29 protein-coding genes, 1 pseudogene and 1 riboswitch are annotated in these 27,000 nt (G+C 42.9%); of the genes and pseudogenes, 17 read left to right on the top strand and 13 right to left on the bottom strand.

Features of this window, described 5'->3' with window-relative positions:
• The first annotated feature begins 221 nt into the window (after positions 1-221).
• Together UB32_RS13600 and UB32_RS13595 are read left to right on the top strand one after the other, a co-directional pair.
• Entirely contained in the window at positions 222-1,553 is a 1,332-nt protein-coding gene (locus UB32_RS13600; protein WP_044394506.1) for a polysaccharide biosynthesis protein, read from the top strand.
• A gap of 140 nt (positions 1,554-1,693) precedes the next feature.
• Entirely contained in the window at positions 1,694-2,110 is a 417-nt protein-coding gene (locus UB32_RS13595; protein ID WP_431305972.1) for a DUF1284 domain-containing protein, read from the top strand.
• Positions 2,111-2,141: 31 nt separating this feature from the next.
• Here the strand turns inward: UB32_RS13595 and UB32_RS13590 are convergent, their stop codons facing one another.
• Both UB32_RS13590 and UB32_RS13585 read right to left on the bottom strand, forming a co-directional pair.
• On the bottom strand, positions 2,142-2,801 hold the full coding sequence (locus tag UB32_RS13590) for a TrkA C-terminal domain-containing protein (protein ID WP_044394504.1): 660 nt from the start codon (positions 2,799-2,801) through the stop codon (positions 2,142-2,144).
• 89 nt (positions 2,802-2,890) lie between these two features.
• Positions 2,891-3,148 (bottom strand): hypothetical protein, encoded by a 258-nt coding sequence (locus UB32_RS13585; RefSeq protein ID WP_044394503.1) that lies wholly within the window; start codon positions 3,146-3,148, stop codon positions 2,891-2,893.
• Between the two features lie 170 nt (positions 3,149-3,318).
• Between UB32_RS13585 and UB32_RS13580 the strand changes: the two genes are divergently transcribed.
• On the top strand, positions 3,319-4,257 hold the full coding sequence (locus UB32_RS13580; RefSeq protein WP_044394502.1) for a magnesium transporter CorA family protein: 939 nt from the start codon (positions 3,319-3,321) through the stop codon (positions 4,255-4,257).
• An 80-nt stretch (positions 4,258-4,337) separates the two neighbouring features.
• Here UB32_RS13580 and UB32_RS13575 read toward each other — a convergent pair whose 3' ends face one another.
• The 6 genes from UB32_RS13575 to UB32_RS13550 form a co-directional block, all read right to left on the bottom strand.
• On the bottom strand, positions 4,338-4,670 hold the full coding sequence (locus UB32_RS13575) for a DUF3243 domain-containing protein (protein ID WP_044394501.1): 333 nt from the start codon (positions 4,668-4,670) through the stop codon (positions 4,338-4,340).
• Between the two features lie 633 nt (positions 4,671-5,303).
• Complete coding sequence (mscL, locus tag UB32_RS13570) at positions 5,304-5,666, bottom strand: large conductance mechanosensitive channel protein MscL (RefSeq protein WP_044394500.1); 363 nt, start codon at positions 5,664-5,666, stop codon at positions 5,304-5,306.
• A gap of 121 nt (positions 5,667-5,787) precedes the next feature.
• Positions 5,788-6,060 carry an acylphosphatase gene (locus UB32_RS13565; protein ID WP_044394499.1) on the bottom strand — a complete coding sequence of 91 codons (273 nt, stop codon included), beginning with the start codon at positions 6,058-6,060 and terminating at the stop codon, positions 5,788-5,790.
• 201 nt (positions 6,061-6,261) lie between these two features.
• Positions 6,262-7,494, bottom strand: a complete 1,233-nt coding sequence (locus UB32_RS13560; protein ID WP_044394498.1) for an aminopeptidase — start codon at positions 7,492-7,494, stop codon at positions 6,262-6,264.
• 102 nt (positions 7,495-7,596) lie between these two features.
• Positions 7,597-8,865 carry an MDR family MFS transporter gene (locus UB32_RS13555; protein ID WP_044394497.1) on the bottom strand — a complete coding sequence of 423 codons (1,269 nt, stop codon included), beginning with the start codon at positions 8,863-8,865 and terminating at the stop codon, positions 7,597-7,599.
• A gap of 131 nt (positions 8,866-8,996) precedes the next feature.
• Positions 8,997-11,093, bottom strand: coding sequence for a DNA topoisomerase III (locus UB32_RS13550; RefSeq protein WP_044394496.1), 2,097 nt, complete (start codon positions 11,091-11,093; stop codon positions 8,997-8,999).
• Positions 11,094-11,166: 73 nt separating this feature from the next.
• Here UB32_RS13550 and UB32_RS13545 point away from each other — a divergent pair.
• Together UB32_RS13545 and UB32_RS19535 are read left to right on the top strand one after the other, a co-directional pair.
• Positions 11,167-11,598 (top strand): annotated as a pseudogene (locus tag UB32_RS13545) (NUDIX hydrolase); the annotation flags it as partial.
• Entirely contained in the window at positions 11,584-12,072 is a 489-nt protein-coding gene (locus UB32_RS19535) for a GNAT family N-acetyltransferase (protein ID WP_307192492.1), read from the top strand. The pseudogene UB32_RS13545 and the gene UB32_RS19535, both read left to right, overlap by 15 nt.
• A 47-nt stretch (positions 12,073-12,119) precedes the next feature.
• Here the strand turns inward: UB32_RS19535 and UB32_RS13540 are convergent, their stop codons facing one another.
• Both UB32_RS13540 and UB32_RS20200 read right to left on the bottom strand, forming a co-directional pair.
• Positions 12,120-12,437: a YbjQ family protein gene (locus UB32_RS13540; protein WP_044394495.1), complete on the bottom strand. Its 318-nt coding sequence runs from the start codon at positions 12,435-12,437 to the stop codon at positions 12,120-12,122.
• A 121-nt stretch (positions 12,438-12,558) separates the two neighbouring features.
• The gene (locus UB32_RS20200; RefSeq protein ID WP_198528202.1) at positions 12,559-12,723 is read right to left on the bottom strand and encodes a hypothetical protein; all 165 of its coding nucleotides are present in this window, start codon (positions 12,721-12,723) and stop codon (positions 12,559-12,561) included.
• A gap of 112 nt (positions 12,724-12,835) precedes the next feature.
• Between UB32_RS20200 and UB32_RS13530 the strand changes: the two genes are divergently transcribed.
• The 3 genes from UB32_RS13530 (at position 12,836) to cydB (ending at position 16,093) form a co-directional block, all read left to right on the top strand.
• Positions 12,836-13,447 (top strand): peroxiredoxin, encoded by a 612-nt coding sequence (locus UB32_RS13530; RefSeq protein WP_277813887.1) that lies wholly within the window; start codon positions 12,836-12,838, stop codon positions 13,445-13,447.
• A 275-nt stretch (positions 13,448-13,722) separates the two neighbouring features.
• Positions 13,723-15,075 (top strand): cytochrome ubiquinol oxidase subunit I, encoded by a 1,353-nt coding sequence (locus UB32_RS13525; RefSeq protein ID WP_044394492.1) that lies wholly within the window; start codon positions 13,723-13,725, stop codon positions 15,073-15,075.
• Positions 15,065-16,093 carry a cytochrome d ubiquinol oxidase subunit II gene (gene cydB, locus UB32_RS13520; protein ID WP_044394491.1) on the top strand — a complete coding sequence of 343 codons (1,029 nt, stop codon included), beginning with the start codon at positions 15,065-15,067 and terminating at the stop codon, positions 16,091-16,093. The genes UB32_RS13525 and cydB overlap by 11 nt, the downstream gene beginning before the upstream one ends.
• Positions 16,094-16,700: 607 nt before the next feature.
• Here cydB and UB32_RS13515 read toward each other — a convergent pair.
• Entirely contained in the window at positions 16,701-18,182 is a 1,482-nt protein-coding gene (locus tag UB32_RS13515; protein WP_044394490.1) for a methyl-accepting chemotaxis protein, read from the bottom strand.
• Positions 18,183-18,386: 204 nt separating this feature from the next.
• Between UB32_RS13515 and motA the strand changes: the two genes are divergently transcribed.
• The 6 genes from motA (at position 18,387) to UB32_RS13485 (ending at position 23,651) form a co-directional block, all read left to right on the top strand.
• Positions 18,387-19,181 (top strand): flagellar motor stator protein MotA, encoded by a 795-nt coding sequence (motA, locus tag UB32_RS13510; protein ID WP_044394489.1) that lies wholly within the window; start codon positions 18,387-18,389, stop codon positions 19,179-19,181.
• On the top strand, positions 19,174-19,938 hold the full coding sequence (motB, locus tag UB32_RS13505; protein WP_044394488.1) for a flagellar motor protein MotB: 765 nt from the start codon (positions 19,174-19,176) through the stop codon (positions 19,936-19,938). Before motA ends, motB begins: the two co-directional genes overlap by 8 nt.
• Positions 19,939-20,322: 384 nt before the next feature.
• Entirely contained in the window at positions 20,323-21,669 is a 1,347-nt protein-coding gene (gene nosD / locus UB32_RS13500; RefSeq protein WP_044394487.1) for a nitrous oxide reductase family maturation protein NosD, read from the top strand.
• On the top strand, positions 21,666-22,127 hold the full coding sequence (locus UB32_RS13495) for a nitrous oxide reductase accessory protein NosL (RefSeq protein ID WP_052807034.1): 462 nt from the start codon (positions 21,666-21,668) through the stop codon (positions 22,125-22,127). Before nosD ends, UB32_RS13495 begins: the two co-directional genes overlap by 4 nt.
• On the top strand, positions 22,124-22,945 hold the full coding sequence (locus UB32_RS13490; RefSeq protein ID WP_044394486.1) for an ABC transporter permease: 822 nt from the start codon (positions 22,124-22,126) through the stop codon (positions 22,943-22,945). Before UB32_RS13495 ends, UB32_RS13490 begins: the two co-directional genes overlap by 4 nt.
• Positions 22,935-23,651 carry an ABC transporter ATP-binding protein gene (locus tag UB32_RS13485; protein ID WP_044394484.1) on the top strand — a complete coding sequence of 239 codons (717 nt, stop codon included), beginning with the start codon at positions 22,935-22,937 and terminating at the stop codon, positions 23,649-23,651. The genes UB32_RS13490 and UB32_RS13485 overlap by 11 nt, the downstream gene beginning before the upstream one ends.
• A 119-nt stretch (positions 23,652-23,770) precedes the next feature.
• On the opposite strand, the gene UB32_RS13480 is transcribed toward UB32_RS13485, so the two are convergent.
• Positions 23,771-24,379, bottom strand: a complete 609-nt coding sequence (locus UB32_RS13480) for a nitrous oxide reductase accessory protein NosL (RefSeq protein WP_044394483.1) — start codon at positions 24,377-24,379, stop codon at positions 23,771-23,773.
• Between the two features lie 349 nt (positions 24,380-24,728).
• Between UB32_RS13480 and UB32_RS19860 the strand changes: the two genes are divergently transcribed.
• Positions 24,729-24,917 (top strand): hypothetical protein, encoded by a 189-nt coding sequence (locus tag UB32_RS19860; RefSeq protein ID WP_128721550.1) that lies wholly within the window; start codon positions 24,729-24,731, stop codon positions 24,915-24,917.
• A 242-nt stretch (positions 24,918-25,159) separates the two neighbouring features.
• Positions 25,160-25,246: riboswitch (cyclic di-GMP riboswitch) on the top strand.
• A gap of 29 nt (positions 25,247-25,275) precedes the next feature.
• The gene (locus UB32_RS19855; RefSeq protein ID WP_128721549.1) at positions 25,276-25,404 is read left to right on the top strand and encodes an anti-repressor SinI family protein; all 129 of its coding nucleotides are present in this window, start codon (positions 25,276-25,278) and stop codon (positions 25,402-25,404) included.
• Between the two features lie 97 nt (positions 25,405-25,501).
• On the opposite strand, the gene UB32_RS13475 is transcribed toward UB32_RS19855, so the two are convergent.
• A complete protein-coding gene (locus UB32_RS13475; protein ID WP_044394507.1) occupies positions 25,502-25,822 on the bottom strand; it encodes a helix-turn-helix domain-containing protein in 321 nt (106 codons plus the stop codon).
• A 234-nt stretch (positions 25,823-26,056) separates the two neighbouring features.
• Here UB32_RS13475 and treR point away from each other — a divergent pair, with 234 nt between their 5' ends.
• Positions 26,057-26,782 carry a trehalose operon repressor gene (treR, locus tag UB32_RS13470; RefSeq protein ID WP_044394482.1) on the top strand — a complete coding sequence of 242 codons (726 nt, stop codon included), beginning with the start codon at positions 26,057-26,059 and terminating at the stop codon, positions 26,780-26,782.
• The last annotated feature ends 218 nt before the right edge of the window (positions 26,783-27,000 follow it).

Here is a 27,000-nt window from a genome sequence, read left to right as displayed (position 1 = left end):
AAGCAGGAGAAGGAAACGGCGAGTAGAAAGGTGCTTGCCACTAGGAAGTTGCCACAATCAGAAAGGGGCTTGCGCTTTTCTATCTTCCAATTCGTTATCAAACTGCCAAACGAAGGGATTTGCTTCTTCCAATCGCTGGCCAATTTGCATTTTCATTAATATTGTCCGAACTTGTCTCATATATTTATAGAAGTAAATGAGTCAGGATTGGGAGAGAGGCTATGAGTACTTTTTTAAAAGGGATGTCGATCCTCGTGATTGCTACTTTTCTAGGTGAAGTAGTGGAATTCCTCGTCAATATGATTCTTGCTCGCGAGCTTGGGGAGAGTGGGATGGGGCACTATATGACGATCTTGCCGACCATTTTCTTGTTTATGCTGCTGGCAAATTTTGAATTGCCAGTGTCAATATCCAAGATGATTGCCGAGCATGATGAATCATACCATCGAAGCATGATGCAGCATGCCCTCAGGCTGGCTGTGGTGTTTACATCGGTGCTGCTGGTTTTGGCTGCTATCGTACTCCCGATCATTCCGGTATTCCATGACTATCATCCCTTGCTGAAATGGGTTGTTCTGTCGCTCATCCCCGTTATGACGATTACCGCGGTTGCCAGAGGGTTTTTCATGGGAAAACAAGAGATGGCGAGGATCGCAGTCTCTCATTTCCTGCGTCGGGCTGTTCAGCTTGCATTGTTAACGGCTTTATTCCAGTATTTCGAGTTTAACAGCGAAACCGCACTGCTCGTGGCTTTTTGCACGCTTGCCGGGAGTGAATTCGTCGTATTCCTGTATTTATTGCATCACTTCATTATGTCCTATCAAAAAATCAGAAGAGTGCCTGGTAAGACTGTAAGTGGACGAGAAGTCAGAAAAAATTTAGTGGAAGTGTCTGTTCCGACGACAGGACTGAGAATTTTTCACTCCCTGACCCATGCAGTCCAGCCTTTCTTAATTAAATTTGCGATTGTTAGCGCGGGACTAACACCTGAAATGGCAACGGAACAATTCGGGATGATGGCGGGAATTGCGATGACGATTGGTTTTTTTCCTGCATTCATTGCCCAGTCCTTTCTGATCATCCTGATTCCGACCGTTTCCAAGGCTTATGGGGAAAAAGAATTCGTAAAGCTGCAGAAATTGCTCCAGCAGGTAATGCTGCTAACCTTATTTTATGGATTGCCAGCAGTAACAGCCTTTTACTTTTTGGCTGAACCATTAACGATGACTTTTTTTCATTCAGAACAAGCGGCAGTCTTTTTGCAGCTGCTCGCACCTTACTTCCTGTTCCATTATTTTACGATCCCAATGCAGGCCTATCTAATCGGGCTTGGGCTAGTGAAGGATGCCTTTCTTCATTCCGTCTATGCAACGATCCTTACTTTCACGCTGATTTATTTGCTCGGCACTAGGCCAGGCCTGGGAATGGAGGGAGTCATCATTGGCATGAATACAGGAAGTATGGTCATCTTGCTGCTCCATTATTTGACGATTTGCAAGAAGATTGGCATCACTTGGCCAACCAGGAACATCGTTAGAGATTCACGGTTTTGAGACTTCCACCCCTAAAGGGGGTGCTATCGCACCGTAGTGGGCTTTCCCGTTCGGAAAATCTGTAAAAGGAATTCAAAAGATTTTATAGAATTAATAACTAAACCGAAGTTTTTACGGGGAGTGATGGTTTGGAAAAAATAATGCGAGGACATCATCTCCTCTGTGTGCATGGTTTCAGAGGGATGGGCTACAGTGCGGAATTTATTAACAAAATGGAAGCGATTGTGAAGGATATCCGTGATCCCGGACAGGACTTTTACATAAAGGTGGTTGCTGCATTCGATGACGCCTGTATGTCCTGTCCGCACCGAGGACTTGAGATTTGCGAAGCAAGTGAAGGTTCCAATGAACATGTGTTATCAATGGATGGAAAGGTAATCAATCATTTAGGACTGGTGGCGGGTCAGCGCTATTTAAAGTCAGAACTTGTAAACTGGACCGCCGAAAAAGTTAAGCCTGATGACCTTGATGAACTTTGTAAAAACTGCTCCTGGCTCCAATTTGGGGTCTGCAAGGAAGGGATAGCGCAGCTGCTTAGAGAAAATCAGAGCAAGTAACTCAATGGAATAGGAAAAAGATGCCTGAAATTCAGGCATCTTTAAATTTTTCCTCCATTTTCGGGTTATTGCCGTATAGAATCAGTTTGTCACCTGGTTTTAATTTCGTCTCATGTGCTTTGTTACGGATATTGATTTCGCCTCTTTTTATGAATAAAAGAATTATATCATCTTCTACATCAACAATTTCATCAAATTTTCTATCAGTAAACCGAGAATCTTCATGTATAGTAACTTCCCGTACCTCATCCTCCTTGTCCATTACAAGGACATCACTGATCGGCAAATCAGCCAGCTTATAGTTCTCTTTTAACTCGCTTTTCAATTTTCTTGACAGGAAACGCTGCACGAGTGACATTCTCAATAGTAACAACAAGATAAATAGCCCTCCGGCAACATAGGTGATTTCCATTGTGAAAAATTCATTCTCTAACAGTTTGCTGATAGCTGAAATTATGACAGCCAGTGAGAAAGCCCCGAACAAAATCAAAAATGCGCCAAGACGTCTTCTGACAGGATGATCAATAATTAGCTCAGATTCCCCGGTTGTAAATCCAGTTCCTGTTAACATGGAGATAACCTGGAACCTGGCTACTTTTCGCTCCAAACCAGTAGCAACAAAAATGGAAGTGTTAATTTCAATCACGGTAAACACGATGAATAGGTATATGAAAATGAATAAAATGCCCATTCCCTCGATCCCCCTCGCATTATCTAGTATGGAATGCAAAGGTATAATCTAAACAAAAATAGACCGGGGAATATTCCCCGGACAAATTTTTATCGTTGCTGCTGAAGATTCTCGTTGTAGTAATTCACACCATACATCGCGCCTTCGCTAACCATTTTATTATCTTCTAGATCAAGAGGATCCGGATTGCCGGCTTTTTCTACCGGTAAAACAGCTGACTTCGCTGGCAGCACTTTGTCTTTTAATTGTGTAGCCACCTCGGAAAGCTTTGCTTTATTTTCCGGTTTCAGTGCCATCCACAGGGCTGCAGCTCCAACACCTAACATGACAGCATTTTTGGTTTGCATCGTTTTATCCCTCCTGTACAGACTTTTTCTTCTGTATTACTAGTTACCCGATTGAGTGATTCGAAAAACATTTTTACATAGAAGGTCTGTCAACTATTAGCTTATCCGTTTCAAGCCGATTAATAAGGGGAAAAGTAATAGTTGATGCCATAGGAAAGGGTCTGAGACCATTGGAATACACATTTAACCAAGAAAAATGGAAATGGTTTGATTACAATAAGGATGACGAGGAAAAAGTAAAAAAGTTGGTAGCAAGCAGTTCGCACAGTGGCGAGTGGTTTGGAAATTTACTAGAGCAGAATGAGAATCTCCTCAATCTTAACATTGAGACAAGAGGGAAAGAATACTTTTGGGGCTCACTAATTTATCAGCAGAATATCGAGGAGAAGGGGGAAAAGAATATTTTTCAGTTTTATATCTCAAGGGACTTTTTCATAACGATTAATTTTGATTTCTCGTTTCTTGACGCAAATTCATTTGGCGTACAAAAAAGAATGGATCAGGCAGAAAATGCAATAGAAGGCTTTTTTATTCTACTTGGAGAAATACTGTCGACCTATTTACAAAAGATAGATGGCTATGAAGAACGTCTTAATAATTTATTATGGGAAATGAAGGAGCAAAACAATCTCAAAATCCTCGAGAAAATCTACGAAAACAGGCATGAGCTCTTGATTTGGAAAAATCTAATTGTTCCGATTGTCGAGATAAAACTCATTGCTGAGGAAGCCTATGGAACAGACCTTCAAGAAAACAGGGAATTTAAGCGGGTAGAGACACGGGTCAGCCGGATAAGGATGCTGCTGAGCGAATACCAGCAGGCAATCGATACGATGATCAATCTCGAAGAAGTCGTCTCCACTCACCGTGGGAATGAGATCATGAAGACGCTGACCGTTATGACAATCCTATTCACTCCAGTGACAGCATGGGGAGCCTTGTGGGGAATGAACTTTAAAGTCATGCCTGAACTGGAGTGGAAGTTAGGGTATGCATTCGCAGTAACATTGATCATCGCTTCGACAACAGCCCTCTACTATTATTTGAAGATAAAAGGCTGGATGGGAGATATTCTGAATGTAAAAAAGAAGAACCGTTTCTTTGGGTAAGTTTTAGCAAAAAAAAATCGCCCGCGGGCGATTTTTTTTGTTCAAGTAGCGCCTATCTCATCGAGTCGGCTGAACTTTTGTTATTCAGCTAGTTTGACAAGCATATGGGCAAGGGCATGTTGCTGTTCTTTATTGCCAACCTTCCACAGTTCCTGCAATAGCTGTTCTTCTTTATTGCGCGGAGCGAGGTTTTCGGCGAGGTAACCGGCGACCTTTTCCGCCGTTTTTGCCAATTGTTCTTCATTTAAGCCAGCCGTTTTTCCAAGATTGATCCGCTTGCTTAAATAAGTCCTGAACTCATTAAAATCACCAAGGATTTCATCGGCCTGCTGCGTATCTATCCGCTCTAGCGTTTCGCCTACCTTGCTCGTATCCACTTCGCCATCTTTATGAATGATATGCTCTTTTTCCATGTCTAAAACCTCCTCATTAAGATAGTTATTGTTTACCCTGATGTTCGAATCGAGTAAACATTTGCAAGCGGTAAAAAAGGTGCGGGCCACTTGGCCAGCACCTTTTTTACGCCCGATATCCGGACAATGGGAGGAGTCTTTCGGCTTTGCCAGTCATTTTGACAAGCTTGGGTCAATCGATCTTAAATGTATCGATTTAAGACAAGCGTGCCTTGTGACAGAAACGCAAATCTTCCTCCGCTTGCATAGCCAATGACGTATTCCGAAGTCGCCGTAAAGTCTTTCACTTTAACCAGTCCCTTCTAGTTTTTGTATTGGCCTTGCACTATACATATACCCGGATGAAACAGCCAAAAACACTTCCAACCTACTTAAAAATCAGGTAATTCAGTTAAATAATGGTATATACGAACTCCGCTGAGGACCGCCTTTCCATGAGTTAACTTGACTTTTGCAAAAATAGTTGTCGCCTTGAATTTTGTAGAGAACACTCAGATTGCTAAGAATTTTTGTGATTAAGGAAAATAAATAAAGGACATTTCAACCCTTATGGAGAAATTTGTTGTTACCAAATCCAAAATTTTCATTAAAAAGAATGTTCATGATAACCTTCTATTCCTATATGTATAACTATCATATCCCGCTTTTTGCTTTCAGCAGGTCGCGGATTTCTTTTAACAGTTCTTCTTTGCTATCGGGAGCAGCAGGCTTAGCTTCTTGTTTTTTTCGGTAGCGCCCGATGAATCGAATGAATAAGAAAATGGCGAACGCTGTAATAAAGAAGTTAACAACTGATTGAAGAAACGCACCGTATTTAACCACCTTATAGGTAAGATCGGAAAAATCCGCTCCAAATGTTGCAAGTCCGACAATCGGCATAATAATGTCATCAACCAGTGAGGAAACAATTTTTCCAAAAGCCGTGCCAATGATGACCCCGACAGCAAGGTCCAGCACATTTCCTTTAAAGGCAAATTTCTTGAATTCCTTCCACATTTACTATAAACCTCCTAACATTTGTATCCCTTATATTCTGCGAGAAAGTGGGGGGAAAAGCAAGAGGGCCATTGCTAAACTGACTCTAAACAAAACAGGCAGATGATGATTCCTCTGCCTGTTAATATTTTATTGCGAAAGATTTATAGGTTTCTGTGTTTTCAATCTCGTTCACTTCAATGTGGTCCACTGTGGAAAAGGGATTGCCTCTTCGCACCTCATCAATGAACTTCTCAAGATTATCTTTAGCGCCCGAAGCAAGAATCTCAACGCCACCTTCCCGCAGATTCCGTACCCAGCCTGTAATGCCAAATTGAATAGCTTTCATTTGTGTATAGTAACGGTATCCCACACCCTGAACCTTTCCTGAAACAATAATCTGTAATTGAATCAAGACGTCGCCCCCAGATAAACAATTAGGTTAACAATATAGCTAATATTATATACAATGATTCCTTGATAACTCCATTATAGCATAGTGATTTAGGGTGCATAAGAGAAAAGTTGCCAGTAGCAGAGCCGAATCCCCAAAACCGTTCCATACAAAAACCCAGCCAAACATTATGCCGGCTGGGTTCATATTAGTATTGGAATATTACAGTGCCCAGTCACCATTGCGGAAGACTGGTTCGGCAGTGCCATCGGCTGAGATGCCGTCGATGTCCATTTGATCGGAGCCAATCATGAAGTCAACGTGGGTGATGCTTTCGTTCAGGCCATTTTTAGCCAGCTCTTCTGAAGACATCGTTTTTCCGCCTTCTACACAGAATGCATAAGCACTTCCGATTGCAAAGTGGTTGGATGCATTCTCGTCAAAAAGCGTGTTGAAAAACAGCACATTTGATTGAGAAATCGGCGAATGAAAAGGAACAAGTGCCACTTCGCCAAGATAGTGTGAGCCTTCGTCCGTTGCCACTAACTGCTTAAGGATTTCTTCGCCTTCTTCCGCTTCGACGCTGACGATCTTTCCTTTTTCGAAAGTCAGCTTGAAGTTGTCGATAATGTTGCCGCCGTAGCTAAGCGGTTTCGTACTTGATACATAGCCGTTCACGCCAGTTTTTAAAGGAACAGAGAAGACTTCTTCAGTAGGCATATTGGCCATGAATTCATTGCCTTGCTCGTTTATGCTGCCAGCGCCGACCCAAATATGTTTTTCTGGAAGCTCGACTGTCAAGTCTGTGCCTGGTGCTTTATAGTGAAGCTTCTTGTAGCGTTTGCTATTCAGGTAATCGACCTTCTCATGCAGGGAAGCGTCATGCTCTTTCCATGCCGCAACAGGATCCGGGGTATCAACGCGGACAGCCTTGAAAATTGCGTCCCAAAGCTTTTGAACAGCAGTTACCGTTGAATCCTCAGGGAAAACCATTTTCGCCCAGCCTTCAGAAGGAGCAGCAATAACTGTCCAGCTGACTTTATCAGATTGTATGTATTTGCGGTATTTAGACAGTGCTGTTCCGGCTGCTTTTTGGAAGTTTGCAATACGCTCAGATTGAACCCCTTTTAAAAGATCTGGACTTGATGACACAATCGACATGAAGGCTGCGCCATTTTCAGCCAGTTCTTCCGTTTCACGAGCACGCCACTCAGGATATTCAGTGAAAGCCTCATCGGGTGCCAGGTCGTATTTCGTCCTGTTCACAACATCATCATTCCAGTTCACCACAACGTTCTTTGCGCCTGCTTCGTATGCTTGTTTGGCAACAAGTCGTACAAAATCAGCGGAGTCAATGGTTGTGTTGATGACAAGCGTTTGGTTTTTCTGAATGTTTACGCCAACCTTGACAGCGAGGTCCGCATACTTTGCTAAATTCGTTTGAAAATCACTCATTTATTTCGCCCCTTTTCTGAATCTTCCTTTATATTGTACCGATTTCATGAAAAAAAAGAAACTAGGACAGCTATTATTAACAGAATCAAGCAGCAAATCAAATTAAAGGCCAAACTGCTTCCTATTTTCATACATTCTGAACATCACCCAAAACAGGATCGCGCTTAAGACAGCAAGAACACTCAGAATAGTAAAGGTCCAGCGATATCCGATCCACACCGTAAGCGGAATGCTGATTGGTGCAATCGTCCTTCCAAAGGTATAACGTAAGGATGCAGCTGCGAAATATTGGCCTCGCATTTGCTCCGGCGCTAAATTTGAAATGATGGTTTGCTGCAAGCCTGCCGTCAACAATTCAGCTAAGGTGAAGACGGCCATTGCCAAAATCAATCCCCAAATCCAGTGAGTAGCCCCGAACATTAAAATCGAAACGGCATAAAAAAACGACGACAACACAAATACATTCCGTTCAGGGAATCGCGTGACCCATTTCGTGACAGCTACCGTGAACAGGGCAACAAGCAATCCGTTTTCGGAAAGAATCAAACCAAAGGCCTGCTCGCCATTCACGGTGAACACTTTGCTGCCTAGTTCTAGTATCGTTTGATTATTCACCATATCCTTTGTATAAACAGGGAACAGCAAATCAAGCTGCATGAAAGTTTGCGCTGCGAGAACTCCAGCAATGATGAACAGGAGAAAAACTTTATCCTGAATGATGACCTTGTAATCAGCAAACTGTTCTATAAGGAATTCATACCATTTCCCTTTTTCTGCGCGAGCTTGCTTAGCAGATGCAGGGACAGTTTCGCGCGTCCATTTTGAGAGGACAAGCGCGAGTAAAATGGAGATGATGGCCACTGCAATCATCAATTCAAACCGGTATTTGACATAAAAAATCGTACCGAGGATCGGACCGATGACGACGGCGATATTGATCTGCGTATAAAAAATCGCAAAAACACTGCTGCGGTCTTTTTCCGGGACGACGTCGGCCACCATCGCCTGGCTTGCCGGCCAGTAGATCGAACCGAAAATGCCGACAAGCGTGAAGCAGATAAACCCAAGCATTGGTGACGTGTACCACGGTGAAACAGCATAGGCGAAAATAAGGAAGGCAATCCCTTGCCCAAATGCAGAGAGCACCATCATTCGCTTGCGGCCAAATCTATCGGCCATATAACCTCCAAGCAAATTGGCAAATACCGAGAATAGCTGGGAAAAAATCAGCAAGAAACCAGCCTTGTCTTTTCCGAAGCTTTCGGCAAAATAAATCGTTAAAAACGGAAAAAACATCCAAAATGTTATATTCATCAACGCTTCGCCAAACAGGCGAATCTTCAAGTTGCGATCCCAATCTCTTATCCTCATGATGCTTCTCCTTAGTTTCAAAAAATGACAACCAATAAATATCATACTACTCTATAGGAATTTTTTTCAAGCAAATACTTAGTAAAACAACTTACAAAAAAACAGCACCTACTTAGGTGCTGTTGGAAAAACTATTCTTTATCCTCAAGGGCTGCTTTCAATAAGTCTCCGAGACTCGTGCCAAAATTCGCCTCGGATGGCGCGTATTTTTCCTTGAGTTTACGCTCCTCGCGTTTGGTTACGCCTTTTTGCTTTTTGTCCTCAGCTTTTTCGACAACATTGCAGCGTCGGCACTGGAAATAAGCGCCTGCTTTGCCGTCGTGGATTTCCATCCGCTTGTGGCATTGCGGGCAACGGCGTTGTGACAGCTTAGGGTCCTTATGTTTGCGGTAGCTGCATTCAGAATTTGAGCACACAAGAATGCGACCTTCTTTTGTTTTGCGTTCCTTCATGAATTCTCCACACTCAGGGCATTTAGATCCTGTCAAGTTATGAGCGCGGTAAGTTTTGCTGCTTTTCTTGATTTCGGATACAAGCAGGGAAGTCTGTTCACGAATCCTTTTTTTGAATGCCTTCGCATCGCCTTTGCCATGAGCAATCTCCTCGAGTTTTTTTTCCCATTTTGCCGTCAGCTCTGGGGAAGTGAGTTCATCGTTCACAAGATCAATCAACTGTTTGCCTTTTTTCGTAGAATAGAAGCGGCCATCCTTGCGTTCGACGACCTCCGACGAAATCAGGCGTTCGATGATTTCTGCCCTTGTTGCCGGAGTACCAAGGCCGAATTTCTCCATCTTTGAAAGGATATCCGATTCAGACAAGCGCAAGGGGGCTTCAGTCATCTTTTTGTTTATTGTAACCTGGCCCACAGAGTAGCTTTTGCCTTTTTCCAGATGGGCAAGCGATTGAGTGCTTGAATCATCCTCCTCTTTTCCAAGAACCTTTTTAAAGCCAAGCTCTAGAATATTCGTTTCGCGAGCGGACAATGCTTCGCCCTCGACCTCGAAACTAGCGTGGACAACTTCATACTGATACGCCGGGTAAAATAAAGCCAAGAACCTTCGGACAATTAAGTCATAGAGTTTCCGTTCATCGGGTGACAAATCAGCGAGATGAAGCCGCTCCTCTGTTGGGATGATGGCATGGTGGTCAGTGACTTTTTCATTATTGAACACACGGCGCGCCTGGACCTTGCCATTGTTAGCAAGTGCCGGCTTGGCTTCATCCTTGTAACCGGACATGATTCCCTGAAGCCGGTCCGCCATCGTTGCTTCCATATCAGTCGTCAAATAGCGTGAATCTGTCCTCGGATAGGTGACAAGCTTGTGCTGTTCATACAAGCCCTGTAGCACATTGGACGTTTTCTTTGCTGAGAAGCCGAAGCGTTTATTGGCGTCACGCTGCAATTCTGTTAGGTCATACGGCATCGGTTGTGGATCAGACTTCTGCTTGCGGTCCAGTGATTTCAAGACTGCTTTTTTATTGGAAAGCTTCTGTTGGATTTCTTCTGCTTTTTCTCTGGAAAAAATGCGTTTTTCTCCTTTATGCTCCCATTCTGCACTTAGGGAGCCAACCTTTGCCTGGATGGTCCAGTAATCCTTCGGGACGAATTTATTCATTTCATCCTCACGCTCAAGGATCATGGCTAGGGTTGGTGTCTGGACCCGGCCTGCAGATAGTGGATCCTTATATTTGGTTGTCAAAGCTCGAGAGACGTTCAAGCCGATCAGCCAGTCAGCCTCAGCACGGCAGACAGCTGATTCGTAAAGATCCTCAAACTGCTTGCCAGGCTTCAGGTTCTTAAAACCATCCTTAATAGCCCTGTCCGTTTGGGAAGAGATCCACAACCGCTTGATTGGCTTTCGCCAGTTGATGCGTTGCAGAATCCATCTGGCGACAAGTTCTCCTTCACGCCCGGCGTCCGTTGCGATGATGAATTCGCCAACATCCTTGCGCTCGGCGAGATGCTCAATCGCCTTAAATTGATGGCTCGTCTGTTTGATGACCTTTAGCCCCATTTTATCGGGGATGATTGGCAGCTCCTCCAGCTTCCAAACCTTATACTTCGGATCATAGTTCTCTGGCATCTTGAGTTCGATCAAGTGGCCAAGTGCCCAAGTAACGATGTGTTGATTTCCTTCAAAATAGCTTTTATTTGTTTTAGTGCAGCCAAGCACACGCGCAAGCTCGCGGGCAACGCTTGGTTTTTCTGCAAGGACTAGAGATTTCATAATTGCTCCTTTCAAAAAACAATGCTTTTCTTAGTATAATAGAAAAAACGGAATTTTTGTAATGGGGGAGAGTATGAGCGATTATATTAAAGAAATCCGTGAGTTGATTGGCAGCCGGCCGTTCATCCTGGCTGGTTCTGCTGTTCTTGTTTTTAATAAGGAATATGAAGTGCTGCTGCAGCTTCGGTCTGATACTGGCAGGTGGGGAATTCCAGGGGGTGCAATGGAACCGGGCGAAAGCTTTGAGGAAACAGCCCGCAGAGAACTGTCTGAGGAAACAGGACTTGTCCTTCATAAACTGAAGTTTTTGAATGTGATTGCTGGTGAGGAATATTACTTTCAATATCCAAACGGCGACGAAATCTATAACGCGATCGCCTTGTACGCATGCACTGATTGGGAGGGCGAGCTGCAAATACTCGATGGGGAAAGCAAGGAGCTCCGCTTTTTTGCATTGGACAATCTCCCTGATCTTCAAGGAAGGCCCGAGTTGATCTTAAACAAAATCAATGAATATGGAATACTGCCTGTCATCAGGGAAATTGAGCTGCTTGATGTAAAGGCAGCCGCTGAAATCCTGGAACTGCAGAGAAAGTCATACAGGATGGAAGCAGACTTAATTGGCTCGGACGAAATACCCCCGTTAAAGGAAACATTCGAGCAGCTGCAAAATTGTGGCGAAACCTTCCTTGGCTGTTATATCGATGGCAGTCTCGCTGGTGCGGTTTCTTTTAAAAAAGACGGGGAAGTGATGGATATTCACCGAATGATGGTCCATCCAGACTTTTTCCGAAGAGGAATTGCCAGGAAGCTAATTGCATATTTGGAACAGCAAAACTTCTCCGAAATAATTGTCTCAACCGGCGCTGCAAATGCACCAGCAATAAAGCTGTATGAGAAACTTGGCTTCGATCGCCAAAATGATTCAGTAGTAGGCGGCGGGATGGTGATCGCCAATTTTAAAAAGCGGCAAGATTGATGGTTTCACGCAAAAGAACCGGGCAGCATGCCAGGTCCTTTTCAACATTATTCCTTTATTTTGATTGCAGTTCCGGTGGCGATGCACATCATCATGCCTTCGCGCAGGGTTTCGAAATCAAGGTCGACGCCGATTATCGCATTAGCTCCCATGCGGCGGGCTTTGTCTTCCATTTCGCGAATCGCGATTTCGCGCCCTTCCGCAAGCTTGCTTTCGTATGCGGAACTCCTGCCGCCAATCACATCGGTGACGCTTGCCAAAAAGTCACGCACGACATTGGCCCCCATAATGGCCTCCCCAGAGACAATCCCCAAATAGGTTTCTACTTCTTTGCCTTGCAATGTGGATGTAGTGGATACGATCATTTTATTTCCTCCCCAAATTTGTATACTGAGTGATAAAAAATGGTGTACGAATAACTATACGAATTTTGATACGAAAAGTTTCAAAAATAGAACCCGGCGATTGCCAGGTTCTAAAAATAAGTTATCTTTCCTCTTTCTCGATACGATTTTTGAAAGCTTCCTGGACAACCAGGAATTCCTCGTCTTCCTGCGCCTCAGTTTCAGGCCGCTTAGCTGTAAATGCACCTTCAGGTAAATCACCGGGATGACCTTTTTTCTTATGGTTGAATTCTTTGCCTCTGCTCATTCATGAATCCTCCTTTCTTGTCAAAATAGTTTTTCCTGATGGAACCTGAAATATAAAAAATGAATAGCATAAGATTGGATAGAGACAAATTTTAAGTAAGGAGGGTGCTTGTATGGATGAAAAACTTTATGCTGAAGATTTAGTAAAGTATCCGACTATTTTTTGTGCAAACCTGGATGATCAGGCCCCCCTGTTTTCGGCAGAGGCGATTATCGATGGGGATATCAAAAAAATGAATTTGGAGGATTATCGAGGAAAATGGGTTATTTTATTTTTCTACCCGAGCGATTTCACCTTTGTCTGACCGACAGAACTGGCGGCGGTCGCTGCCATTTATCCGTATATTAAGGCGCTTGGAGCAGAGATGATGTCGATCAGTACCGACAGTATTTACAGCCATTGGGTGTTTAAAGAAATATCGCCTTCCTTGAAAAATGTAATATTCCCAATGGTCAGTGACAGAACCCAGGTCATTAGCCGGGCATACCGGGTTCTTAATGCTGCCTCCGGGGCAAGTTTCAGGACATCGGTATTCATCGACCCGGAAGGAATCATTAGAACAAAGCTGACTTATCCTGATGATGTAGGCCGGAATCTTCCGGAACATGTCAGAATCCTTCAGGCACTGCAATTTGCAAAACAAACTGGTGAAGGCGTACCGGCAAACTGGATGCCCGGCCAGCCTGGAATCAGCACAGATCCATCAAACATTGGGAAAATTTAACTAGAGCAGACCCTAAAATATAGGGCCTGCTTTTTTGATTACTTTAATAATGTCCGGACTGTCTCAAATGAAATCAGCGTTCATAAACTGATGGATTTAGTTAAATCCAAACCAACCGGGCGCAGTTTGCTCGGTATTCTAATATAGTGACGTGCATCACAATAATGTCACAAAATGTCTACAAAAATCTTCGTTATCAATCACAAAATTTTTTTAAAATAGAATTAAGATATTGTTGTTTTTTTCACAAACTTTTAATTTGGGAGGTACCAAAAATGGATGAGGTCCTGTTATTAAGCCGGATCCAGTTTGCTGTTACCGTGTTTTATCATTTCTTGTTTGTACCGCTGACGCTGGGGCTGGTCATTCTTGTTGCCATCATGGAGACAAAGTATGCCCGTACACTGGATCAGACGTATAAGCGGATGGCGGATTATTGGGGAAAACTATTCGCAATCAACTTTGTTCTTGGGGTGATCACCGGCATTACGATGGAGTTCCAATTTGGAACGAACTGGTCGGAGTATTCAAAATATATGGGAGATATTTTCGGATCTCCGCTGGCGATCGAGGCTCTGGCCGCTTTTTTCCTTGAATCGACCTTCATGGGCATCTGGCTGTTCGGCAAGGACAGGTTTTCGCCAAAGCTGCGGGCGGTTTCTATCTGGATGGTGGCGCTCGGTACGAATATTTCCGCACTATGGATTATCACTGCAAATGGTTTTATGCAAAATCCCGTCGGCTATGTCCTGAATAATGGTCGGGTCGAGCTGAACAGCTTTGCGGAGCTCGTCACCAATCCATATGCTTGGTATATGTTCGTACATACAGTCGTCAGTGCATATATCGTAGGGGCATTTTTCATGATGGCCATCAGTGCCTATCATTTGCTGAGGAAAAATGAAACAGCCTTTTATAAGAAATCGTTTAAATATGGGTTGGCCATGGCGCTATTTTCGGCTACGCTGACTCCGTTCATCGGCCATCAGTCAGGCGTATTTGCGGCAAAGATGCAGCCCGCAAAAGGAGCGGCGATGGAAGCAGTATGGGAAACACAGAAGGGCATGCCGTTCCATCTAATTCAAATTCCTGATCAGGAAAATCAGCGGAATGCATTCGCAGCGATCAGCATTCCGAAGATCGGAAGCTTTCTTTACACAAATTCATTTAACGGGGAGGTAACCGGGTTTAATGATCTCCCGAAGGATGAGCAGCCAAATATTGAACTGGTATTTTATGCCTTTAGGCTTATGGTTGCACTCGGCATCTTTTTTCTTGCTGTATCATGGTATGGATTGTATTTGTACCGGAAAAACAAGCTGGAAACTTCACCGAAATACTTGAAACTTGTCCTTTATTCGGTACTCCTGCCATACCTAGCAATCAATGCTGGATGGATGGTCGCAGAAGCTGGACGACAGCCATGGGTCGTTTATGGATTGATGAAAACTTCAGATGGTGTGTCTCCTATTGCTAGCTCACAAATAGTCTTCTCGTTGGCGGCACTTATCATTTTTTACACAGTTTTGCTGGTAGCCGATGTTTATTTAATCGTTAAGTATGCGAAGAAAGGGCCGGAATCAGAGGCTCACTATAGTCTTGGGGGAGGCGTGAAGCATGTCTCATGATACACTGGCGATCATTTGGTTTGGGCTTTGGGGATTAATCTGGACCATCTATTTCATTCTAGACGGATACACACTTGGAACTGGAATGCTATTGCCTTTCACGGCGAAAAACCGCCAGGAGCGCAACCAGCTCCAGGAAGCAGTCGGACCATTCTGGGGTGGAAACGAGGTCTGGCTGATTACCGCTGGGGGAGCGACATTCGCAGCATTCCCGGACGTCTACGCTGATATGTTCAGCTTTTTGTACACGCCGTTATACCTAGTCTTGATTGCTTTGTTCATAAGGGCAGTTGGACTCGAATTCATGCATAAAGATGACAACCCCACCTGGCAGGCAGTCTGCAAATGGAGTTTTTTTGCCGGCAGCTTCTTAGTTGCCTTCTTGTTTGGGGTAACTTTTGCCAACTTATATCGCGGCTTGATGATTGGCGCAAACGGCTATGAAGGAAATCTGTTTAGCCTACTTAATGGGTACGGGATTTTAGGAGGATTCTTGTTTGTTTCGCTGTTCCTGCTATCTGGTTCCTTATGGATTCAGTTAAAAACATCAGGACAAACAGCAGTACGGGCTTATCGGATTTCGCGTGTGCTGGCAGGAGTCGCGCCTGCGATCCTATCGTTATTCTTGCTGGCAACGGTGAACCAAACGCCGCTGTTGGATAACTACTCAGAGCATCCGGTCCTTTGGATTGTACCGGTGCTCGTATTGGCTGCGATGCTTGCGTCTGCATACTTTATTTTTAAAAAGAAAATCGGTTATGCGTTCGCTTCCGTGTGCGTAACCATTTTTACAAAAATGGCGTTCGGACTAATTGGAATGTTCCCGAACATGCTGCCATCAAGGATTGATAGTTCCTACAGTGTCAATCTATTCGACGCAGCCGGAAGCAAGCTCAATCTAACGGTCATGTTTATCGTTGCGCTTATTTTCGTTCCAATCATTCTTGCATACCAATCATGGAGCTACACATTGTTCAAAGATAAAATTTTAAAAGAGAATGCAAAAGGATACCAATAAGAAACACGCATGATGGTTGATTCACACCCCATGATGAAAATTATTCATCCATGAGGTGTTTCTTTTTCTCTATTTAGTTAGAAAAAAACAAAAGAAATTATTATAATCAAATGGCCAGGTGGAGAAATCCAGCCTGGCCATCGTTTTTTTAGATTGTTGATGAGCTTCCATGTTTAAGAGAGTATTATCATTTGCACCTAGATGAATATGATCAAAATTATACTAATAAGGGAATTAACTGCGTATCGTTCCGCAAGAGTGTTATGGAGGGGAAATAGCTCGCAAAAGGGTATCGTTCGCCTGATAGATGCCCTTATGGAGGGGAAAAAGCTCGCATAAGGGTATCATTCCGCCTGAGAGATGCCCTTATGGAGGTGAAAAAGCTCGCATAAGGGTATCTTTCCGCCCGAGAGATGCCCTTATGGAGGAGGAAATGCTCGCAAAAGGGTATCTTTCTGCCTGATAGAGCCCTTATGGCAGTTGTTTGAGTAAAAAAAACACGAAACAGATAAAATTTGCGGAGTTGTGATTTCCAATTCGCTCGCTATGTGCCCGATGAACAGCAAAACCAAAAAAGGACCGGGAGCAGTTTGCCCGGTCCTTCTAATTATTCCCCAACGGTCTTGATTTTTTCAGCGGCTGCTGCGGTCTGGCTGACGTACGCAGCTATTGTCTGATTATCGTCGTTCAAGGTTTCGATTGTTGCATTCATTTCCTCTAGGCCGGAAGTTGCCTGCTCAATGATTGCAGCAAGCTCACGAGTGGAGGCTTCGACATCACCTGTTTGGTTCTTGACATCGCTAACCGTTAATTCGAATTGGCCGAATTGGTTGGTAAGTTCACGAAGCGTACTGCTGACTTCCCCGAAGAATCCGGAAACCACCTCGACAGCGGAACGACTTTCTTCCAGCTTTTCACTGCTGTCATTCATTCTTTCCAGTGCAGCTGAGTTTGTTGCATTTACGGAGGTGAGGTTTTCGGTAATCTGGATGGCTGTTTCTTTCGTCATTTCCGCCAGCTTGCGAATTTCATTGGCAACAACGGAGAAGCCTTTTCCAGCCTCGCCAGCTCGTGCCGCTTCAATCGAAGCATTTAAGGCAAGCAAGTTCGTTTGTTCAGTAATGTTACGGATATTGCCGATAAAACCATTTGTTTCCTCGATTTTTTTTGTCAGCATGGAGAATGTTTGGCTCAGATCGGATATGGAAGCAGCCAGCTCTTTTATATCGCTTTGAAGTTCGCCGATTTTTGTTGAACCGGTTTCTGTCGCCTTGGCAGCCTGTAAAGTATTTTCCGAGAGCAAGATGGACATATCCGCCATCTCGTCCATTCTTTGCTTGATCATTTCGGCATTCTCAGTAATTTGGTTAATTTGTTGTGACTGAATTTGGCTTCCGGCAGAAATTTCAGTTACAGCGATTTTCATTTCAGTTTGCGAAGACAGGTGGGTTTGGATTTGGTCATTGATTTTGCCAAGACTCTCTGTCACGACAAGCAGCTCGCTATGCAGCAGGGTACTGTGCTGCTCTTTCCGTACTTTTTCTTTTTCAGATTCCGTGAGAAAGGCTTCCAGAGATTGAAAGGCATTCCTATTTAAACGGATCAACACGAACAATACGGCTCCCATTAAAATGTAGCTGAGCAGGATCGCTGCAAAAGTGCTGCTTAAAAAATCTTGATTTTTTGTGGCCAACAAAGTGTTCATAATGATCGCCGCTAAACCAAGGGTGTAGCCGGTTAGGAAGATTTTCAGGTTGAAATGGATGGCTGAGAAGACTGCCAGGAATATCAGCACTAGCAAGAATGCGCCATTACCTCCGAATGCTCCGATATAGATGAACTGGTGGGCAAATATAGCAGCAAATGCAGCATAAGGGAAGAGAGCCTCTTTCTTAAGCCATAGCTGAAAAATCAAGAAAAACAGGAGGAAAAATGCAAATTCACTTACATAAACCATTGTTTTCATGAATGGTTCTTTTTCAATCAGTGTATAGGCAATAGTCGCAATTATGGATACCGAATAGGTGCTTACCATCAAGACATTTTTCTTTCTCGTATCCTGTCTGCGGAGATTTTCAATAGCCTCCAAGTAAAATCCTCCTCCATGAATCATTTGTATAAATATTATATCGGCCTTGGAATCGACAATCTTAATTAGTTGACTGAAAATTTTTTGATTGCTAAATCGCTTAAGATTTTTAAAAAAATGTCGAAATAAAAAGAGATAGTAGGACAGTTACATCGAGAAATTCCAGAGAGAATACTAGAAGGAAAGCAGACAGGGGAGTCGTACATGGATAAGTCGTCAATCATTGGTGTCATTTTAGCGTTCATTGCAGTCGGAGTTGGGATGGTATTGAAAGGGGTAAACATCAATGCGCTCTTGAATCCGGCAGCTTTCTTAATCATAATCTTAGGTACAATTGCAGCGGTATCAATCGCTTTTCCAGCGAGAGAACTGAAGAAAGTACCAAAATTGTTCAAAATCTTATTTAAAGAACAGGAAAGTACAGATATGCCGTCGTTGATTCGAATGTTTTCTGAATGGGCCCAGCTTGCTAGAAAGGAAGGCCTGCTTGCACTCGAAGCGAAGACGAGTGAAATCGATGATGAATTTTTGAAAAATGGGCTATCGCTTGCCGTTGATGGACAGAGTGCTGACTACATCAGAGATGTACTATCGGAAGAAGTGGAAGCGATGGAGGAACGCCATTTGTCAGGTGCGGCCATTTTCAGCCAGGCTGGAACATATGCACCTACTCTCGGGGTTCTAGGGGCAGTAGTTGGGCTGATTGCAGCACTAAGCCATATGGACAATACCGATGAGCTTGGCAGGGCGATCAGTGCTGCGTTTGTGGCAACCTTACTGGGAATTTTTACTGGTTATGTGTTATGGCATCCATTCGCCAATAAATTGAAGCGAAAATCACAACAGGAAGCACAAGTGAAATACATGATGATAGAAGGCATTCTTTCTATTCTTGAAGGGGAAGCACCGCGGGTAATCGAGCAGAAGCTTGCTTCCTATCTGCCAACTAGTGAACGGAAACTGATCCTTGAAGAAAGCGGCGTGACTAAGGATGAGTAAGAAGAGGAAGAAGAAGCGACATGAGGAGCATATGGATGAGTCCTGGCTGATCCCATATGCAGATCTGCTTACGCTCTTGCTTGCATTGTTCATTGTGCTATTCGCAATGAGTTCTGTAGATGCCGTTAAATTTCAACAACTATCTAGAGCTTTTAATGATGTATTTTCTGGCGGAACTGGCGTGTTAGAGTTCCAGAGCCCGATGCCAGAGGGGCAGATACAAACACCAATAGACCGCAAGGAAGATGTGGAGAAGAAAGCGGAAGAAAAGGCCGATCTTGCCAAAGATCAGCTGGAACTTTTGGCTCTCCAGAAGAAGGTCAACTCTTATATTGCACAGAAAAAGCTGACAGATAAGCTGAATACGAAATTGACCGATGAAGGACTGCTTTTGACGATTCGTGACAATGTGCTATTTGAGTCAGGCAAAGCAGATGTCCGTTCAACAGATATCAACATCGCATATGAAATCGCTGACCTGCTTGTCATGGACCCTCCACGAAATATCATCATCAGCGGACACACAGATAATGTTCCAATTAGAACGGCGAGATATGAGTCGAACTGGGAACTGAGCGTCATGAGGGCCGTGGAATTCATGAAAATCATTTTGAAAAATGAGCAGCTTGATCCACGTTGGTTCAGCGCAAAAGGATTTGGCGAATTTCAGCCAATTGCAACGAATAATACAGCAGAAGGAAAAGCAAGAAACCGCCGGGTAGAAATTCTGATTCTGCCACGAACTAGCAATAATTAGAATCAAACGAAATCAGGATGAAAAAAGAAGCCAGTAGCTTGCTTACTCGGCTTCTTTTTCCGGTGGGTCAGGCTTGCACATTTTATCAACAACGACACCAATTCCTAGCATCATCACAATCGGAATGGAGAAGTTCAGTATATGAACAATCGTCACGACCATAACCTCCTCGAGTTAATCAGATATACATAGTCCTTACATTATATTGTGAATGTCATAAAATAGACAATTTAAATTATTGATAATTCTGAAAATATGACGGTGCTCTGTATAATCCCCTCTAAACTTCCAATTGACTTCAACGTTCCCTAATGAATATTTCAAGCTTTCATCACATTTATTTGCTAGGTTTAAATGGAGAAACTTTCAGTAGGAGGCGGCTGTATGCACAAGCTTTTACGACGAATCGGAATTATCATACTTTTGCTTTTTTGGTTTGTGCCTATAGATACTAGTGCTAATAATCTTAAAGTCGAGGACGGCCAATCGATCCAAAGAGCAATCGACCAGGCAAAAGCAGGGGATACCCTCCTAATCCTTCCGGCTGTCTACAAGGAAAGTATCGTGATCAATAAGCGAATCAACTTGAAGGGGGAGAAAGGGGCAATCATTGATGGCGGGGGAATCGGCAATGTTATCGAGATCAACGCTTCTAATGTCACTGTACAAGGTCTGACGATTCAAAATAGCGGTTCAGCTCAGGAAGACAGCGGAATCTTAATTAAGAAAGCAGACGGAAATAGGATAGAGAACAACACATTAAAAGATGTTCATAATGGAATTTATATCGCAAACAGCAAGGATAATCAGGTACTGAAAAATAGTATTACCAGTTATCAATCACATTTTTCGAAGCGAGGGAACGGGATTCACATGTTTAAGGGTAGCGGTCATTTGCTGAATGGGAACAAAATCACTGCTGTTCAAGATGGAATTTACTATGACTTTACGGCAGATGTCAAAGCAATCGAAAACCATGTCCATGAGTCACGATATGGAATGCATTTCATGTTCAGTAAAAACATTTCTGCAGAGAGGAACCGGATAGATAAGAATGTCACCGGGTTGATGGTGATGGATTCGGCAGACATCCTTCTTCAGGAGAACAGCGTAACCGATCACTTTCATGTCCGTGGTTTTGGCATTCTTCTTTATGAAACAGAAAATGTGGTGGTGAAGGGCAATGAAATTTTACGGAACAGCACGGGGCTTTCATTGGAAAACGGCGTGAATCTTTTCATTAACAAGAATCTGATTGCGGCTAACCAGCTTGGAATTGAATTCGTGGGAAAAAACAACAAGAATCTTTTTGCCGAAAACAATTTTATTGGCAATGTTGTCCAGTCCAGGATTTCAGGGGAAGATTGGAGGCTGGATGATGGTTTTCGGGGGAACTACTGGGATGATTACAGTAGTTTTGATCTGACGGGTGATGGAATTGGCGAGGAGGCTTATAAGGCCGGCTCATTATATGACCGCATCCTCCGTAAACAACCGTACTGGCAATTCTTTTTTGAAAGCCCGTCAGTTAAGCTGTGGACCAAAGCGGGATCCTTATTTCCGAGCTTTGGATCGGCGGAAGTCTATGATGCGCGTCCGCTGATAGAACCGGCAGAAATTCACTATTCGGCGGTGGAGCAGAACAGGGTCAACTGGCTGTCCAGAGTGATTGGAATAGTAAGTATGGCAATATCTTTATTTGTGATGGTGAAAGGAAGGAAATACAGATGATCAAGAAGCTTGGTTTATTTCTGCTGGTTTCTGCCACAGCAGCTGGCTGCAGCAACAATGCGATGGAGCCAGAAGAAATTAATCCTGAAATTGATGTATGCGAAGTCTGCAATATGGGTCTAGCCCATGAATACTATGCCACTGAAGTTGTTGCTGCTGATGGGGAAGTATACAAGTTTGATGACATTGGCTGTATGGAAGAATTTCTTAAGATGGAAGCGAATCTTCAAGAGGAAACGGCTGCAAAAAAATACGTTCGTGATGTTGACACGGGTGAATGGATCGAGCTCGAAAAAGCTTTCCATGCATATCACCCGGATTTTTGGACGCCAATGGCAAATGGAGTGGTAAGTTTTAAGGACAAAGAAAGCGCTGAACAATATGTGAAAAAACAAGGGATGGGAGAAGTACTGGACTATCAGCAGTTAAAAAAACATGAGTGGAGCTGGACTCAATGAGGCATATTGCCAAGCAGCAGATCACCTTGTTAATGAGAAGCCATTGGCTGACAGGATTTGGCTTGTTGTTCTCCTCACTTGCCGTCATGGTTACGTTCCTTGGAAACACAGGGGGATCAGGCTTTGATGGATTTAACCGAATGACAGCGAGCCTCTTGAATATCAATTTATTGCTGATCCCCCTGCTTTCACTGTTGATAGGCAGTCTGTTTCTGTCCGGCGAAAAGGAAGATAGGGGGCTGCTACTGCTGCTGACGTATCCTGTTTCACCATGGAGTGTGATCATCGGAAAATATATAGGTTTGTTTGTCGCCGTCTGGTCTGTGCTGACCTTTGGATATGGTGCAGCACTGTTGGTAATTTTCTTTTCAGGTGCTGGTGTTTCTGTATCGCTGCTGTTTTTATTTTATCTCTACTCGCTAATGCTTGCCGCAATTTTTTTGTCGCTGTCGTTGGTGATCGGGATCTTTGCCAAATCGCGATTTCAGGCACTTGGCATTAGTTTGATTATCTGGGCATTTCTTGTCCTTTTCTATGAATTTCTCATTATGGGTTTGAGTCTGCTGTTATGGAAGCAATGGCTGCTGCCGATGCTGACAGTGTCCATTTTCCTGAATCCAATAGAACTGATCCGGGTTCAGTCCATTCTGTCGCTTGACGGCGCAACGGTATTTGGACCTCGTTTATATGATTTGACGATCTGGGCAGATGGGGTGACAGGAAAAACGCTGTTTATTTTTGCTTTCTTGCTCTGGATGTTATTGCCGGTGATTTTTTCCGTTTACAGGCTAAAAAGGGGTGTTGCAGATGAGGAATGAATGGATCAGGATGGAGGGACTGTCCAAGCATTACAGTGCGACGAAAAAGGTAATCGATATTCACTTAGTCATCAATAAGTCGGAAATCTTTGCTCTTTGCGGCGGAAACGGTGCGGGAAAAAGCACGTTAATCAAAATGCTGACCGGAATGATGAAGCCGACCACTGGCAAGGTTTTGCTGGAAGGAAGAGATCTCGATCTAAGGAGTCATGAGTATAAAAAGCAATTTTCTTATATGCCTGATGAGATGCTCTTTCCTCGTCATTTGACAGGCCGTGAAGTGCTAGCATTTTTTGCGAGATTAAGAGGGATTGGGGATGATAAAGTGAATGACGCACTTCAACAGGTTGGTTTATTTGAAGTGCGAGATACACAAATCAAACACTATTCAAAAGGCATGCAGCAGCGACTTTCCCTTGCCCAGGCACTGCTCCCGGATGTTCCGTTAAGAATTCTTGATGAGCCGACAAATGGTCTCGATCCATTTTGGGTATTTCGCTTTAAGGAAATCATTCAGGAAGAGAAGCGGCAGGGAAAAACGATTTTCTTTACTACGCATATTCTCAGCCTTGTGGAGGAATTGGCGGACCGAGCTGCCTTCCTGGAAGAAGGACAGTTGAAGCTCTGTGATACCGTTGATTCACTTGTTCATCAAAATGGAATTTATATTCCATTAGAAAAAATATTTTTCAAATCACCTTCCTGACGTTCGAATAAAAAGGAAGCAAAAACTCCCGGAGGATAAAGTTCCGGGAGTTTTTTTTGAAGGTAGGCGATGATCAGCTAAAGCAGATTCAATGGCCGCTTTGGTTATTATTGCCATCATCATTCTCCGCTATTCTTCATATTGTTTGAATCTTTGTTCATACTGTTTGAATTCATTTTCTTCCTATATCTGTCACTCGCTAACTGATCGAGTTGTTCCCATGAAGCTATAATCGCGTTTTTATCTTTGTTTTCAGCGGTGTATTTCTCGGCACTTTCTTGATCTTGGAAGAAAGCGTAGCCATATTTCATTGGTGTTTTCAGGTTCGCTTTGACGGGGATTGCAGCATCCGCCTGGATCCATTCTGAAGTCACGTAATCACGCACCCATTTTTCTTCAAATTCAAGCTGGTCGCGTCTAGGTGCATTAAGCAGACATCCGGAATCATCAAAGAACAAATAATCTCCGTCTTTGGTTTTTGCTTGTGCCGTGAAAACGCCCATTGGGTCTGCCTCTGTATATACTTTCATATTACAGAAAGCACAAACATCATCCGGTCCGGGTTCGTGTGGGCCATTTGCATGAGCATCGCCAGCATTTTCTTTAACAATCGTTTCTGGCTTTGCTGTATTCTGGTCACCCATTGGCTCGTTGGTGGAGTCATTCCCGCAGGCTGATAGGGTGATCGCCAACAAAATTGCCATCATGGCAGTAAGTAATTTTTTCATGAAATCTCCTCCTTTGATCGAATTTAATCCTATCAGGGAGTTGTGAACAATCTGCGAGAAAATAGTGGGGAAAGAGTGTTATAGACTGGTTTTTTGTGACGATTTAATGACAGAAAATTTAAAATTAAGAATTAATGATAAAGCCTTACAACAAATTCGCAAAATTGTTCTTTATAAATAACATATTAAGTCTTTTTAAAAAACAAAAAAGTGAGAAAACGAAAGATAATTCTTGAAAAAGAACGATTTTCGTTCTTTTTCAAGAATATTCGCCTTATTTTGGACTTTTTCAAAAATGGTATATCTGAACTATACTCAAAATAAATAGGTAAAATAGGGGGAAATGACAGTGTATCGAAAAAACTGTGATCAGTGTAACCGTCCTTCCTTCAGCAGCAGTGAATATGGGGAATGGCTCTGCCCTGTTTGTGGCAAAGATTTAACAAGATACCCATTTTTTAATGCCGTTAGTCTGGAAAAAGTAGTCCGAAAGTATCAGTGGAAAAATCTTGGTTACTCCAAAGATACCCATATTTAAGGCTAATCTAAAGTTTTACGGAGGTGACATAAAAAAACTATTCAGCAATTAAAGCTAGAATGTGACAAAAAACACTAGGTAAAAGTTCTTAATTTTCAGAAAAATATAATAGAAACCGATTATTTTGTATTTTTTTAGAGGAAAAGGAAGAATAAATCCAATAAATTGACGACAAATAATTATATGCTAACGTTTGCGAGCAAGGTACAATGACAATGGGAGTAAGTGAGTGAGCAAAATGGTACAGAAAAAGGCAAACTTGTTGAAAAACTAGGACGCAAAGTCACGGATCTAAGGTGCAAAAGCACTATGATGGCCGGGCCGCCTGGAATACAAACTGTATTTTGGGGGGAAGAGCTTGATTAAAGAACAGGTAATTTTCGAAGAACTGGATACAGAATGGATACAGCTCATAATGGAAGCTTTAGAGATGGGGATAAATAAAGAGGAAATCAGAAAGTTTATAAAGAACAGCGAACAGAAGTAAAAAGACTTATACATACATCATCATCATCAGGGCAGCTCATTCCTGAGGTGCTTTTATTTTGTGAAAAAAGGACAGCAGCTAGGCTATCCTTTGTAAATTATTTATTGTTTAGTTTCCATTTATTGAATTCTAGAAATTCACGGAACTCGTCCTTGCTGATTCCGGAATCCATTGCTTCTTTCACAAGATTAACCCAGTCAGAATCAATATTTTCGGTATCGACTTGTTCATGGATCAATTGATCAACTGGAACTTTTAAAACTCCAGCAATCTTTTCAAGAAATTGAATGGAAGGATTCGTTTGCAAATTCCGTTCCAAGGAGCTTAAATAGGATTTTGCGACGCCAGCTTGCTCAGCTAACTCGGATAGGGACATTCTTTTTTCTTGTCGAAGTTTTTTGACGCGTTCACCAATCATGCTTTCCACACACCTTGTTAAATTAATAGTTTTATCATAACAAATCTCAAGAAAAAGTTCCATATAGAGAACATCCTACAGAACAAGTATAACCATTTTTCGCGATTTTAGGAGAATTATTTTTACCAAAATATTGGAAAAAAATGAGATAATAGGTGAACAACCTAGTCTTATGTATTCTTATTATCAAAAAAAAGGTAAAATGAAGGCAATTAGACTTGGTGTGGTGATGATATGCAGAAAAAGTATTTATTGATTTATGAAGAGATCGCACAGCAAATCCGCGAGGGGCATTTTCATCCCAAAACAATTTTGCCTTCAGAGAATGAGTTCGCCGATCGGTACCAAACATCGCGCGAAACGATCCGAAAAGCTCTGAACCTTCTCGCGCAAAATGGTTTTATCCAAAAAATCCGAGGCAAAGGCTCCCTCGTGCTGGATTTAAAAAGGCATCAGTTCCCGATCTCCGGGTTGATTAGCTTTAAAGAACTGGCTAAAAATATGGGGGGGAAAACGAAGACGACTGTGGATGGGTTTGTCCTCGAACAGGCAGGAACGGATATCGCAAAGGAACTGAATATTGTAAACGAAGAATTGGTCTGGAAAGTAAAAAGGGTTCGGCATATTGATGAAGAACGGGTGATTCTCGATAAGGATTTTATCGTTGAAAAGCAGGTGCCTGGTCTATCTCGTCAGAAGTGTCAAAATTCGATTTTTGAGTATATTGAGCAAGAACTCAAGAAACAAATCAGTTTTGCCAAAAAGGAATTCACGGTGGAGGAACCGAATGAAGAGGACCGTGAGCTTTTGGATATGGAAGGCTTTCACGCAATTGTCATCGTGAAAAATTATATTTATTTTGCCGATGCAACTCTTTTCCAGTATACCGAGTCAAGGCACCGCCCCGACAAGTTCCGGTTCGTGGATTTTGCCAGACGCATGGACAGCCAGAAGAAATAAAAAAAGAGCTGGCAGCTTTTCTTTACTGTTTAGGAAATTATAAAATTATTTAGTTGTGGGAAACTACTTTTGGTTTTTTAATCCAGCTCCAGCGCCTAGGAGTCTGTCCGATAAAAAATTTTTAACGTATAATTATGCGAGAATGCATCATATTCTTAAACGAATCTTTTTTGTTGATAGGCACGAAGGCGAAAAACGTCTCGAGGAGTTAGCGGCAA

It is taken from the genome of Mesobacillus subterraneus, assembly GCF_000934845.1.
In the GTDB taxonomy this organism is placed as follows: domain Bacteria; phylum Bacillota; class Bacilli; order Bacillales; family Cytobacillaceae; genus Mesobacillus; species Mesobacillus stamsii.
This window is presented reverse-complemented; position numbering and strand designations above follow the sequence as displayed.